15 protein-coding genes are annotated in these 12,323 nt (G+C 69.0%); 10 read left to right on the forward strand and 5 right to left on the reverse strand.

Features of this window, described 5'->3' with window-relative positions; genetic code table 11:
• Positions 1-35: 35 nt before the first annotated feature.
• From KZ686_RS05440 to mnmH, 4 genes are all read left to right on the forward strand, one after another.
• Complete coding sequence (locus tag KZ686_RS05440) at positions 36-380, forward strand: bacterioferritin-associated ferredoxin (RefSeq protein ID WP_395896001.1); 345 nt, start codon at positions 36-38, stop codon at positions 378-380.
• 120 nt (positions 381-500) lie between these two features.
• On the forward strand, positions 501-980 hold the full coding sequence (gene bfr / locus KZ686_RS05445; RefSeq protein ID WP_053821000.1) for a bacterioferritin: 480 nt from the start codon (positions 501-503) through the stop codon (positions 978-980).
• 231 nt (positions 981-1,211) lie between these two features.
• A complete protein-coding gene (gene selD, locus KZ686_RS05450) occupies positions 1,212-2,267 on the forward strand; it encodes a selenide, water dikinase SelD (RefSeq protein ID WP_149317148.1) in 1,056 nt (351 codons plus the stop codon).
• The gene (gene mnmH / locus KZ686_RS05455) at positions 2,267-3,412 is read left to right on the forward strand and encodes a tRNA 2-selenouridine(34) synthase MnmH (RefSeq protein WP_150083652.1); all 1,146 of its coding nucleotides are present in this window, start codon (positions 2,267-2,269) and stop codon (positions 3,410-3,412) included. Before selD ends, mnmH begins: the two co-directional genes overlap by 1 nt.
• Positions 3,413-3,493: 81 nt before the next feature.
• Here mnmH and KZ686_RS05460 read toward each other — a convergent pair whose 3' ends face one another.
• The 3 genes from KZ686_RS05460 to gpmA form a co-directional block, all read right to left on the reverse strand.
• Positions 3,494-4,243 (reverse strand): HesA/MoeB/ThiF family protein, encoded by a 750-nt coding sequence (locus KZ686_RS05460; RefSeq protein WP_150083650.1) that lies wholly within the window; start codon positions 4,241-4,243, stop codon positions 3,494-3,496.
• A 73-nt stretch (positions 4,244-4,316) separates the two neighbouring features.
• Entirely contained in the window at positions 4,317-5,930 is a 1,614-nt protein-coding gene (locus KZ686_RS05465; RefSeq protein ID WP_150083649.1) for a S41 family peptidase, read from the reverse strand.
• A 176-nt stretch (positions 5,931-6,106) separates the two neighbouring features.
• The gene (gene gpmA / locus KZ686_RS05470; protein ID WP_149317144.1) at positions 6,107-6,853 is read right to left on the reverse strand and encodes a 2,3-diphosphoglycerate-dependent phosphoglycerate mutase; all 747 of its coding nucleotides are present in this window, start codon (positions 6,851-6,853) and stop codon (positions 6,107-6,109) included.
• Between the two features lie 152 nt (positions 6,854-7,005).
• Between gpmA and KZ686_RS05475 the strand changes: the two genes are divergently transcribed.
• The 6 genes from KZ686_RS05475 to KZ686_RS05500 all read left to right on the forward strand — a co-directional run bounded on the left by KZ686_RS05475 (position 7,006) and on the right by KZ686_RS05500 (position 10,836).
• Positions 7,006-7,419, forward strand: a complete 414-nt coding sequence (locus KZ686_RS05475; protein WP_149317586.1) for a rhodanese-like domain-containing protein — start codon at positions 7,006-7,008, stop codon at positions 7,417-7,419.
• A gap of 143 nt (positions 7,420-7,562) precedes the next feature.
• Positions 7,563-7,820: a glutaredoxin 3 gene (gene grxC, locus KZ686_RS05480; RefSeq protein WP_006579210.1), complete on the forward strand. Its 258-nt coding sequence runs from the start codon at positions 7,563-7,565 to the stop codon at positions 7,818-7,820.
• Positions 7,821-7,972: 152 nt separating this feature from the next.
• On the forward strand, positions 7,973-8,491 hold the full coding sequence (secB, locus tag KZ686_RS05485) for a protein-export chaperone SecB (RefSeq protein WP_149317143.1): 519 nt from the start codon (positions 7,973-7,975) through the stop codon (positions 8,489-8,491).
• Positions 8,469-8,813 carry a hypothetical protein gene (locus tag KZ686_RS05490; RefSeq protein ID WP_265633197.1) on the forward strand — a complete coding sequence of 115 codons (345 nt, stop codon included), beginning with the start codon at positions 8,469-8,471 and terminating at the stop codon, positions 8,811-8,813. The genes secB and KZ686_RS05490 overlap by 23 nt, the downstream gene beginning before the upstream one ends.
• A complete protein-coding gene (locus KZ686_RS05495) occupies positions 8,810-9,835 on the forward strand; it encodes an NAD(P)H-dependent glycerol-3-phosphate dehydrogenase (protein ID WP_226108135.1) in 1,026 nt (341 codons plus the stop codon). Before KZ686_RS05490 ends, KZ686_RS05495 begins: the two co-directional genes overlap by 4 nt.
• On the forward strand, positions 9,832-10,836 hold the full coding sequence (locus tag KZ686_RS05500) for a Bug family tripartite tricarboxylate transporter substrate binding protein (RefSeq protein WP_407648514.1): 1,005 nt from the start codon (positions 9,832-9,834) through the stop codon (positions 10,834-10,836). The genes KZ686_RS05495 and KZ686_RS05500 overlap by 4 nt, the downstream gene beginning before the upstream one ends.
• A gap of 88 nt (positions 10,837-10,924) precedes the next feature.
• Here KZ686_RS05500 and trmL read toward each other — a convergent pair whose 3' ends face one another.
• Both trmL and KZ686_RS05510 read right to left on the reverse strand, forming a co-directional pair.
• Entirely contained in the window at positions 10,925-11,395 is a 471-nt protein-coding gene (gene trmL, locus KZ686_RS05505; protein WP_265633198.1) for a tRNA (uridine(34)/cytosine(34)/5-carboxymethylaminomethyluridine(34)-2'-O)-methyltransferase TrmL, read from the reverse strand.
• A 178-nt stretch (positions 11,396-11,573) separates the two neighbouring features.
• Positions 11,574-12,269: a ComF family protein gene (locus KZ686_RS05510; protein WP_265633415.1), complete on the reverse strand. Its 696-nt coding sequence runs from the start codon at positions 12,267-12,269 to the stop codon at positions 11,574-11,576.
• Between the last annotated feature and the right edge of the window lie 54 nt (positions 12,270-12,323).

Raw genomic sequence — 12,323 nt, forward strand, 5'->3', positions numbered from 1 at the left:
TTGATCTCTGTTATTCTGCCTCCAACAGTCAGGACATGCCGGTGTCCGCGCTGCCCCAAGGAGGCTTTGTGTACGTCTGCATCTGCAACCAGGTAACCGATCGCGAGATCCATGGCGCCGTCCAGCTGGGCGTGTCCACGCTCGACGAGCTGGCTGAAACGCTCGGCGTCGGCACTTGCTGCGGCCGCTGCCGCGATTGCGCGCAGCAGGTTCTCGCCGAGGGCGTTGCAGCGTCCTGCCACGGCGCTTCCACCACGGTGACGGCCCAGACCGTTCACGTCGTCCAGTTTTCCTCCTGTTCCTCGTCGGGACCGCGTGCCATAATGGACACACGGGACCCGGCAGTCGCGAACGACCAGCAAACCGAGCTGGTTGCCTGAACACGCCTCCCGATCGCAGACCGGCGATCGGCGCGTGTCTTCGTCGTTTTCCTCTGACTGCACGCGGCGCAACCAGCGCCGCGTCGCGTTTTTGCGGGCCCGTAGCAACAGGAGCCCCCGATGAAAGGTGACAAGAAGGTCATCCAGTATCTGAATGCGCAGCTCACCAACGAGCTGACCGCGGTCAACCAGTATTTCCTGCACGCCCGTATGTATCGCCACTGGGGCCTCAAGAAGCTCGGCGACGTGGAGTACAAGGAATCGATCGGCGAAATGAAGCATGCCGACCGGCTGATCGAACGCATTCTGATGCTCGACGGACTGCCCAACCTGCAGGACCTGCACAAGCTGCTGATCGGCGAAGACACGCCCGAGATGCTCAAGTGCGACCTGAAGCTGGAGCAGACCGCTCACGTGACGGTCAAGGAAGGCATCGCCTACTGTGAATCGGTCGGCGACTATGTCAGCCGCGAGATTCTGGTCGACATCCTGACCGATACCGAAGAGCACATCGAGTATCTGGAAACGCAGCTGGACCTGATCGACAAGGTCGGCCTGCAGAACTATCTGCAATCGCAGATGGAGCCGGGCGAGCAGTAAAGCCCGGCCGCGGCAGGACCCGCAAGGCCCCGCAACGCCAGTTTCCGGGCCAGGCGGTCGTCAGCGGCGCCTCACCGAGCCGCCCGCCGCCGCGCGCTTCGCAGCTTGAATCCCTCTCATTCCCATTCGGTTTCTCATCTCCGGTCCCATCTACCGGTCGACTCCATCCCGACTCCGATCTCCAGCGCTGCCGCCACCTCCGCGGTCCGATTTCCCAGAGAGGACATCCCCATGCCGGAACCCATCCGATTGACGCAATACAGCCACGGCGCCGGCTGCGGCTGCAAGATTTCGCCGCAGGTGCTCGACGTGATCCTGGCCGGCAGCGGGCCGCAGCACCTGGACCCGCGGCTGTGGGTCGGCAACGCCTCACGCGATGACGCAGCGGTCTACGCGATCGATGGCAGCGACGAGGGCCGCGCGCTGGTCTCGACCACCGACTTCTTCATGCCGGTGGTCGACGATCCCTTCGACTTCGGCCGTATCGCGGCCACCAATGCGATCAGCGACGTCTATGCGATGGGCGGCGATCCACTGCTCGCCATCGCGATCCTGGGCTGGCCGGTCAATGTGCTGCCGCCCGAGGTCGCGCGCGAAGTGGTGGCCGGCGGGCGGCGCGCCTGCGACGAGGCCGGCATCGCACTGGCCGGCGGGCATTCGATCGATGCGCCCGAGCCGATCTTCGGCCTGGCCGTGACCGGCATGGTCGAGCGCGCGCATCTGAAGCGCAACGACACCGCGCGCGCCGGCTGCCGGCTGTATCTGACCAAGCCGCTGGGCATCGGCGTGCTGACCACCGCCGGCAAGCAGGGCAAGCTGCGCGACGAACACAGCCGCCTGGCGACCGACTGGATGTGCCGGCTGAACCGTCCCGGCAGCCGCTTCGGCCGGCTCGAGGCGGTGCGCGCGATGACCGACGTGACCGGCTTCGGCCTGCTCGGCCATCTGGTCGAAATGGCCGACGGCAGCGGGCTGACCGCGCGGCTGGACCACGCTGCGGTGCCGTTGCTGCCGGGCGTGCGCGAGTACGTCGCCGCCGGCTGCGTGCCCGGCGGCACCCAGCGCAACTTCGCCAGCTACGGACACCGGATCGCCTGTGCCGACGGCGAACTGGACGCGGCACGGCGCGCGGTGCTGTGCGATCCGCAGACCAGCGGGGGGCTGCTGGTCGCGGTCGAGCCCGCGGGCGAACAGGAATTCCTCGCCGTGGCGGCCGAATGCGGCCTCGCGCTCGAATGCATCGGGGAAATGACCGAGCGCGCCGATCACGCCGTGGTGGTGTGCTGATGGACCGCATGCCCGGGTCATCGCTCACCGCAAGGCCGGACAGCGCCGACTATCGGGCGCTGCTGCTGTCCGGCGTGCCGATGCTGGACGTGCGCGCGCCGACCGAGTTCGCGCGCGGCGCCTTCCCGGGCGCGGTCAATCTGCCGTTGATGGACGACGACGAACGCCACCAGGTCGGCTGCCGCTACAAGGAGGAAGGCCAGCAGGCGGCGATCGCGCTCGGCCATGCGCTGGTCAGCGGCGAGCGCAAGGCGATGAGGGTGGCGGCCTGGGCCGAATTCGCACGGTGCCATCCCGACGGCTATCTGTACTGCTTCCGCGGCGGCCTGCGCTCGCAGATCTCGCAGCAATGGCTGCGCGAGGCCGGCATCGACTATCCGCGCGTCACCGGCGGCTACAAGGCGATGCGGACGTTCCTGATCGAATCGCTGGACGCCGCCGTCACGGAATGCGACTGGCTGGTGCTCGGCGGCCTGACGGGCAGCGGCAAGACCGCGCTGCTGGCCGAGCTCGACAGCGGGGTCGATCTCGAAGGCCATGCCGCGCATCGGGGCTCCAGCTTCGGCCGGCGCGCACGTCCGCAGCCGACGCAGATCAACTTCGAGAACGGGCTGGCGATCGATCTGCTGCGGCGGCGCGCCGCCGGCGCCGGCACGCTGGTGGTGGAAGACGAGGGCCGCTTCATCGGCAGCCGCGACGTGCCGCCGCGGCTGTACGCCCGCATGCAGGCGAGTCCGCTGGTGTGGCTGGACGAACCGTTCGAGGCGCGCGTCGAACGCGTGCTGCACGATTATGTGGTCGATCTGGCGGCCGAATATGTCGCCGCGCATGGGCCGGACAAGGGCTTCGACGCCTTCTCGGAACGGATGCGCGACGCGCTGGCCGGCATCTCGCGCCGACTCGGCGGCCAGCGCTACGAGCGCCTGGCCGCGCTGCTCGCCCATGCGCTGCAACGCCAGGCGCAGAGCGGCGAGGTCGACGAGCACCGCGTCTGGATCGCGGTGCTGCTGCGCCATTACTACGACCCGATGTACGACTACCAGCGCGAGGCGAGGGAGAGCCGCATCGTGTTCCGCGGCGATCGGCAGGCAGTGCGCGAATATCTGCGCAATCAGGCGACCGTACAGCGGCAGATCGCTCGCTGAACAACGGAGCCGGCCGGCCGGTGGGTTTTTCCGCTCCGCGGGCGGAAGAGGAGTAGGGGAGAGAGCGGGACCGCGGCGCCTTCAATGCCCGCCGCAAACCTCGCAGTCGGGCGTGCGCGCCAGCGCCATCGTGGTCCATTCCATGCGGAACGCATCCACCATTAGCAGTCGTCCGGCCAGCGTCTCGCCCACGCCGGCGATCAGCTTCAGCGCCTCGGCGGCCTGCACGGTGCCGACCATGCCGACCAGCGGCGCGAACACGCCCATGGTCGCGCAGGCGGCCTCCGGCGCGTTCTCCGACGGCGGAAACAGGCAGGCGTAGCACGGCGCATCGTCGCGCCGGCGATCGAACACGCTGATCTGCCCGTCGAAGCGCAGCGCCGCGCCGGAGACCAGCGGCACGCGATGCGCGACGCAGGCGCGGTTGACCGCATGGCGCGTGGCGAAGTTGTCGCAGCAGTCCAGCACCACGTCGGCGTCGCGCACCAGCACATCCAGTTCGCTGTCGCCGACGCGCGCCGGCACCAGCCGCACATCGATCTCGGGATTGATCCGCAGCATGCCTTCGCGCGCCGACTCGACCTTGGGCCGGCCGACATTGGCGGTGGTGTGCAGGATCTGGCGTTGCAGATTGGTCAGGTCGACGTCGTCGTTGTCGACCACGACGATGGTGCCGACGCCGGCCGAGGCCAGATAGGGCAGCGCCGCGGCGCCCAGGCCGCCGGCGCCGATCACCAGCGCGCGGCCGGCCAGCAGCCGGCCCTGGCCTTCGATGCCCAGCTCATCGAGCAGGATGTGCCGCGAGTAGCGCAGCAGTTGGTCGTCGTTCATCGGGCGGGCGGCGGGACCGGGGTCCCGCCGCGATGCGTCGGTCTACGCGTTCAGGCTTCGTTCGCGAACGTGGTCAGGGCGCCTTGCCGGTCGGCGTGCCGAGCGGCTTGCCCATCGGCGCGCTCGCCGGCGGCTTGCTGTCCGGCTTCACTTCGGGCGCGGCGGGCTTGGCGTCCGGAGCGGGTGCGCGCTTGGACGGATCGGCCTTGACCGGGCCCTTCGGCACCTTGCTGTCGGACACCGGCGTCGCCTCGAGCTTGGAGCGCGAGCGCTTGATCGGCTCGCCCTTGAGCTGGTGGATCGCCTGCTGCAGCATGAAGTCCTCGGCGGTGCCGAACTCGATCGGCTTCTTGCGCCGTTCCTTCTCGCGCTCCTCCGGCGACTTCTTCGCGTTCTCTTCCTCGAGCCGTCGCAGTTCCTCGACGCGGCGCTGCTCGCGCTCGGTCATCTCGGCTTCTTCCGATTCCTGCTTGTTGTGCAGATGGCGCTCGGTGTCGATCTCGCGCGTGATCAGCGCGTCGTCCGGATCGCCTTCCGGATTCTGGTCGACCGGGATGTCCGGACGGATGCCCTTGGCCTGGATCGACTTGCCCGACGGCGTGTAGTAGTACGCGATGGTCAGCTTGATGCCGGTGTCGTTCGTCAGCGGCCGCACGGTCTGCACCGAGCCCTTGCCGAACGTGGTCTTGCCCATGATCAGCGCGCGCTTGTGGTCCTGCAGCGCGCCCGCGACGATTTCCGAGGCCGACGCCGAATAGGCGTTGGTCAGCACCACCATCGGGATCTTCTTGAACAGCGGCGGCAGATCCTTCAGCGGATCGTCCTCGACCGACGACAGCCGGTAGTTGTTGAAGTTGGTCTTGTAGACCCGCTTGGCGTCGGGCACCTGGCCGTTGGTCGAGACCACGGTCACGTCCTCCGGCAGGAAGGCCGCGGACACGCCGACCGCGCCCTGCAGCACGCCGCCGCCGTTGTTGCGCAGGTCCAGCACCAGGCCCTTCATGTTCGGATTCTTCTGCGCCAGCTCGGCCAGGCGTCGGCCCAGGTCGGCCACGGTGCGTTCCTGGAAGCTGGTCAGGCGGACCCAGCCGATGGCCGGATCGACCATCTTGGCCTTGACCGACTGCACGCGGATCTCGGCGCGCGTGATCGACACCGGGAAGGTGCGTTCCTCGCTCTTGCGGTAGATCGTCAGCGTGACCTTGGTGCCCGGCTCGCCGCGCATGCGCTTGACCGCCTGTTCCAGCGGCAGGCCGCGCACCGGCTTGTCGTCGATGCGGGTGATCAGGTCGCCGGGCTGGATGCCGGCGCGAAAGGCGGGCGTGTCCTCGATCGGATTGATGACCTTGACCAGGCCCTCTTCCTGCGAGATCTCGATGCCCAGGCCCGCGAAACGGCCGCGCGTGCCTTCCTGCAGTTCCTTGAAGTCCTTGGCGTCCAGATACGACGAATGCGGGTCGAGGCTGGCGACCATGCCCTTGATGGCTTCGGTCAGCAGCTTCTTGTCGTCGACCGGCTCGACGTACTCGCGCTTGATCTGCCCGAATATGTCCGCCATCAGCCGCAACTGCTCCAGGGGCAGCGGCCCCGAGGAGTTCTGCGCGGTCGCGGACAGCTGCAGCGTGGCGAGCACGCCGGCAACGAGTCCCGCGGAGACAAGGCTGATGTTCTTGAGCGTCTTACGCATGTGGGCTGCCTGAACGTTGATTGGCGCCGGCCAGGGCGCCGTGGATTGCGCCGGTTGCGGCGTGGCGCAAGGGGCGCTGCCGGTCCGGTCTGACCGACAGTATAAGAGCGGGCGGAAAAAAAGGCCGCGCCGCGATGCGGCGCAGGCCTTGATGCGCCAAGGCTGGCGGGTCCGGCTCAGCGGGCCTTGCCCTGGCTGGCGACAGCGGCCAGCGAGGCGGCGATCGCTTCCTGGTCGCCCAGGTAGTAATGCCGGATCGGCCGCAGTTCGGCGTCGAGTTCGTACACGAGCGGCGTGCCGTTCGGGATATTGAGGCCCACGATATCGTCATCGGAAATCTGGTCGAGGTACTTCACCAGCGCGCGGATGCTGTTGCCATGGGCCGCGATCACCACGCGCTTTCCGGCTTTGATGTCCGGTGCGATCGATTCGTTCCAGAGCGGCAGCACGCGGGCGACCGTGTCCTTCAGGCATTCGGTCAGCGGAATCAGTTCGCGCGGCACGTTGGCATAGCGCGGATCGTCATACGAGGCGCGCGGATCGGTCGGCTCGAGCGCGGGGGGCGGGGTGTCGTAGCTGCGGCGCCAGACCAGCACCTGCTCGTCGCCGAACTTGGCGGCCGTCTCGGCCTTGTTCAGGCCCGCCAGCGCACCGTAGTGGCGCTCGTTGAGGCGCCATTCGTTGCGCACCGGGATCCACATCAGGTCCATCTCGTCCTGCACATGCCACAGCGTGCGGATCGCGCGCTTGAGCACCGAGGTATAGGCCACGTCGAAGGCGAAGCCGGCGTCCTTCAGCAGTTGGCCGGCCTGGCGGGCCTGCTGCGCGCCGGTTTCGGTCAGGTCCACGTCGACCCAGCCGGTGAAGCGGTTTTCCAGATTCCAGGTCGATTCGCCGTGGCGGATGAGAACGAGTTTGTACATGCTGCTTCCAAAGAGTGAGAATGCTGCGCGCGCCGCTCGCGGGCCACTTGCCGGCCGCGGTGAACGCCACGCGAACCGGCCCAACGGACAGGGCCTGGGCGCGAAACCGGCTATTTTATAATGCCGCCGACACAACCCACCGGAAACCCAACGTGAATTTCTTCGCCGACTACAACAACCTTGCCCTGATCGCCCTCGCGGTGGTGTCGGGCGGCCTGCTGGCCTGGCCCACCATTTCGCGCAGCGCGGGCGGCAAGACGGTCAATGCGACCACGGCGACGCAGCTGATCAACAAGCGCGGCGCCGTCGTGGTCGATATCCGCGAACCGGCCGAATATGCCAAGGGCCACCTGCCGCAGGCCAGGAGCGCGCCGCTGGCCGAGCTGGCCAATCGCGCGGCCAGCCTTGCGAAGGACAAGTCCGCCCCCATCATCGTCGTATGCCAGACCGGCCAGCGTTCGTCCAAGGCGCACGCGGCACTGAAGCAGGCCGGCTTCGGCGAGGTCTATTCCCTGGAAGGCGGCGTGGCCGCCTGGCAGCAGGCCGGTCTGCCGCTGGTCAAGTAAGTCCCCAGCCGGGCCGATGCCGTGCTCGGGCGGGCCGTCAGCAGGCCCCGCCCGACGCTGGTACAGTCCGGAAGTCGACCGGCCGCCGCTGCCACCGCAGCGGCGGCGCCGGTCCGAACCGCAAGATGCAAGGAGATAAGCGCATGGCCCGCGTCGTCATGTACAGCACGATGGTGTGTCCGTATTGCCAGATGGCCGAGCGCCTGCTGCGCTCGAAGGGGGTCGAGACGATCGAGAAGATCATGATCGACCGCGAGCCCGGCAAGCGCGAGGAAATGATGAGCCGCACCGGTCGCCGCACCGTGCCGCAGATCTATATCGACGACCGCCACGTCGGCGGCTTCGACGATCTGTCCGCGCTCGATCGCCAAGGGGGCCTGGCGCCGCTGCTGGCTGCCTGATCCGCCCCCCACGCGGATGAATTCGTCATCCGCGTCATGTACCATATGCGTTTTCCAACCGGACCACGCGGTTGGCCGCCGCCTGGCGCGCGGCCGTCCGCAGCCCGTCCCCTTCCCGCCACGTTTCATTCCCGCCATTCGGGCAGCCATCCATGAGCGACCAGCAAACCAATCAGCAGCAGGACGATCAACCGTACTTCAATATCCAGCGCGTCTACCTGAAGGACATGTCGCTGGAGCAGCCGAATTCGCCGCAGATCTTCCTCGAAACCGAAGCGCCTTCGGTCGAAGTGCAGGTCAACGTCGGCGCCTCGCAGCTGACGGACGGCATCTTCGAGGTCGTCGTGACCGGCACGGTCACCACCAAGGTGCAGGACAAGGTCGCCTTCCTGGTCGAGGCCCATCAGGCCGGCATCTTCGATATCCGCAACGTGCCGGACGAACAGCTCGATCCGCTGCTGGGCATCGCCTGCCCGACCATCCTGTATCCGTACCTGCGCAGCAATATCGCCGACGTGATCACCCGCGCGGGCTTCCAGGCCATCCATCTGTCGGAAATCAACTTCCAGGCGCTGTACGAGCAGCGCCTGCAGGCGGCGATGGAGCAGGCACAGGCGGAAGGCGGCGGCGCCGGCATCGTGATGCCCGATGGCACGCAGGCACGTCACTGATCGTCGAAATATCTGCCGGCGGAACGGGGCTGCGGCCCCGTTCCGCCTTTTTGCGTCTATAGCTTCAATCGATGACATCGACGCCATCGACGCCATAGCCGACATCGCCGACATCGCCGACATCGCCGACATCGCCGACATCGCCGACATCGCCGACATCGCCGACATCGCTGCGACCGCTGACTTCGCTATGACCACGGACATCGCTGCGATGCTGTCATCGCTGACATCGCGTCCACCGTCGGGCATGCAGCGGGCTGATCTCTCGACCGCCATCGACCAACGCCACGACCAACGCTACCGACCAACGCCACGACCATGAACCTCGCCTTTCTCGGAGCCGGCGCCTGGGGCACCGCGCTGGCCAGCCATGCCGCCGCCGCGCACGCGGTCGTGCTGTGGGGCCGGGACGCCGGCCAGCTCGCCGCGATGGCGGCCTCCGGCGTCAATGCGGACTATCTGCCGGGCGTGCCGCTGTCCGAGCGACTCGGCTTCGAGGCCGATTTCGCCCGTGCGGCCGCGCACGCGCTGTGCGCGCCTGACGGGCTGGTGATCGTCGCCACGCCGGTGTCGGGTTTGCGCGAGATGACGCGGCGCCTGGCCACCGAGGCCTCCGCGCACGGCGTGCCGCTGCGCATGCTGTGGCTGTGCAAGGGCTTCGAGGCCGGCACGCACGCGATGCCGCATCAGATGGTGGCCGAGGAACTGGCGGCGGCCGGCGCCTCGGTGCCGGTCGAGTACGGCGTGCTGACGGGACCGAGCTTCGCGCGCGAGGTCGCGCTGGGGCTGCCGTGCGCGCTGACCGTGGCCGGCAATGCGCCGGCGATCGCGGAACTCGCGCAGCGCGCCTTCCACCATCGCGCGATGCGGATCTACGGCAGCGACGATCTGGTTGGCGTCGAGGTCGGCGGCGCGGTCAAGAACGTGCTGGCGATCGCCACCGGCGCCAGCGATGGGCTCGGCCTCGGGCTCAATGCCCGCGCCGCGCTGGTCACGCGCGGCCTTGCCGAGATGACGCGGCTGGGGCTGGCGCTGGGCGGACGTGCCGAGACCTTCATGGGCCTGGCCGGCATGGGCGACCTGATCCTGACCGCCACCGGCGATCTGTCGCGCAACCGCAAGGTCGGCCAGCAGCTGGCCGGCGGCCGGACGCTGGAGCAGGTGCTGGCCGAACTGGGCCACGTCGCCGAGGGCGTGCGCTGCGCGCAGGCCGTGGCGGCACTGGCGGACCAGCATGGCGTCGAGATGCCGATCACGCGCGCCGTTTGCGCGGTGCTGTTCGAGGGCTTGGCGGTGGCCGACGCGGTCACGCAGCTGCTGCAACGCGACGCGCGCGACGAATGACCGCACCGGATCGCCTGAAATCACGCCGGCATTGGCTGGGCGCGCTGGCCGCCTGCGGCGGGGCGCTGGCGCTGCCGCGCTCTCTGTTGGCGGCCGGCAAGGACTGGCCCTCGCGGCCGCTGCGCATGGTGGTGCCGTTTCCGCCCGGATCGTCCCCGGACCTGATCGCGCGCTTGATTTCCGACCCGCTGGCGCAGGCGCTGGGCCAGCCGGTGGTGATCGAGAACCGGCCGGGCGCCGGCGGCAATATCGGCACCGGGCAGGTCGCCCGCGCCGCGCCGGACGGCTACACGCTGCTGTTCACCATCAACGGTCCGCTGGTCACGGCGCCGACGCTGTCGCGCCATCTGCCCTACGATCCGGTGCGCCAGCTGGCGCCGATCACGCTGGTCGCGACCTCGCCCAACGTGCTGGTGGTCGACCCGCGCACCGGCGTGCGCGATCTGCGCGAGTTCGTCGCGCTGGCGCGCGAGCGGCCCGGTGCGCTCAATTACGGCTCGGTCGGCAACGGCAGCGCCGCGCATCTGGCGATGGAGCAGCTGAAGGCGCGGGCCGGAATCTCGCTCGAACACATCCCGTATCCCGGCTTTCCGCAGATCGCGGCGGCGATGATCGCCGGGCAGATCCAGGCCGCCTTCATGGTGCCGGCGATCGCTATGCCGCAGGTCAATGCGGGCAGGCTGCGCGTGCTCGCGGTCACGACCAGCGGTCGCACCAGCCTGCTGCCGTCGGTGCCAACCGTGGCCGAATCCGGCTATCCGGGCTTCGAGGCGATCTCGTGGCAGGCGGTGCTGGCCCCGGCCGGCACGCCGGCGCCCATCGTCGACCGGCTCTATCGCGAACTGGTGAAGATCATCGGCAGCGACAGCGTGCGCGCGCAGATGCGGGCGCAGTACTTCATGCCGGCCGGCACCGCGCCGGCCTCGCTGCGCCAGACCATGGCCAGCGAGAAGGCGCGCTGGGACCAGGTCATCCGCGCGGCCGGCGTGCAGCCGGAATAGCCGAACGTTCGGCGTTCAGGCGCCGCCGGCAAAACCCTGCTGGCGCCAGGCCCCGGACATCACCACGGCGACGGTGTTCGACAGGCGTTCAGGCGCCGCCGGCAAAACCCTGCTGGCGCCAGGCCTCGAACACCACCACGGCGACGGTGTTCGACAGATTCAGGCTGCGGTTGTTGGGGCGCATCGGCAGGCGGATGCGCTGCGACGGCGCGAACCATTCGCGGCGCTCCGGCGCCAGCCCGCGCGTTTCCGAACCGAACACGAACCAGTCCCGGGGGGCGAAGGCGACCTGGCCGAACGGCGTCGAGCCGTGCGTGGTCAGCGCAAACATCCGCGCGGGGTCGGGACGTTCGCCGGCGAGGAAGGCGTCCCAGCTGTTGTGCACCTTCATGCTGGCGTACTCGTGGTAATCGAGGCCGGCGCGGCGCATGCGCGCGTCGTCCAGCGGAAAGCCGAGCGGCTTGACCAGGTGCAGTTGGGCGCCGGTGTTGGCGCACAGGCGGATCACGTTGCCGGTGTTCGGCGGGATCTCGGGTTCGACTAGGACGACATGGAACATGGCGCGCGCAGCTTACCGTGCCGGGGCGCCGCTGTCATCCCACGTGCCATCGCGGGCTCCATCGGCGGCATCACGGCGTGCATCTCCGCGGGACCATCGCGCGTATCACGGCGGGGCATCACAGCAGGCATCACGGCAGGCATCACGGCAGGCATCACGGCAGGCATCACGGCAGGCATCACTGCGGTGCCGGCGTGCGCAGCGCCACCAGCGCGGTGACGCGCGCCGCGCCGTGGCGCTTGAGGACGGCGGCCGCCTCGGCCAGCGTGGCGCCGGTGGTCATCACATCGTCGACCAGCGCGATATGCCGTCCCCGCAGGCGATCAGCGTCGGCATGGCGCGCCAGCGCGAAGGCGCCCGCGATATTGAGATGCCGGCGGTCGGCCGCCAGCGCGGTTTGCGGCGCGGTGTCGCGCGCCCGCACCAGCAGATCGGCACGGGCCGCCGCGCCGAGTCGAGGCGCGAGGCTGCGGGCGATTTCCCACGATTGATTGAAGCCGCGCTCGGCGAGCCGCGCCGGGGCCAAGGGAATCGGCACGACCAGGCAGGGCTTGTCGTCCGGATCGCTCGATGACGGCGAGGGCCGGGCGGCCCAGGCCGACGCCAGTTCGCACGCCAGCCAGTTGGCCAGCGGCAGCACGCCGCCGAACTTCAGGGCCAGCACCAGCGCCTCGCGCGGCGGCGCGTAGTCGCCCAGGGCGATGGTGGCGTCGAAGGGCGGCGGCGCGCAGCGGCACATATTGCAGAGGCCGGCGGCCCGATGCGGCAGGGCGCAGCGCGGACAGCGCGGCGTCGGCTTCAGCAGGTCGTCCGCGCAGCCGGCGCAGACGACGTCCGCCTGCACCTGTCCGCACAGCACGCAGGCACACGGCAGCCACCACCGCGCCAGCCGCTCGCGGGCGCCGCCGGCAAGCCGGGCGAGGCGCGC

Origin of the sequence: Cupriavidus cauae (assembly GCF_026210475.1) — a bacterium.
Lineage (GTDB): Bacteria > Pseudomonadota > Gammaproteobacteria > Burkholderiales > Burkholderiaceae > Cupriavidus > Cupriavidus cauae.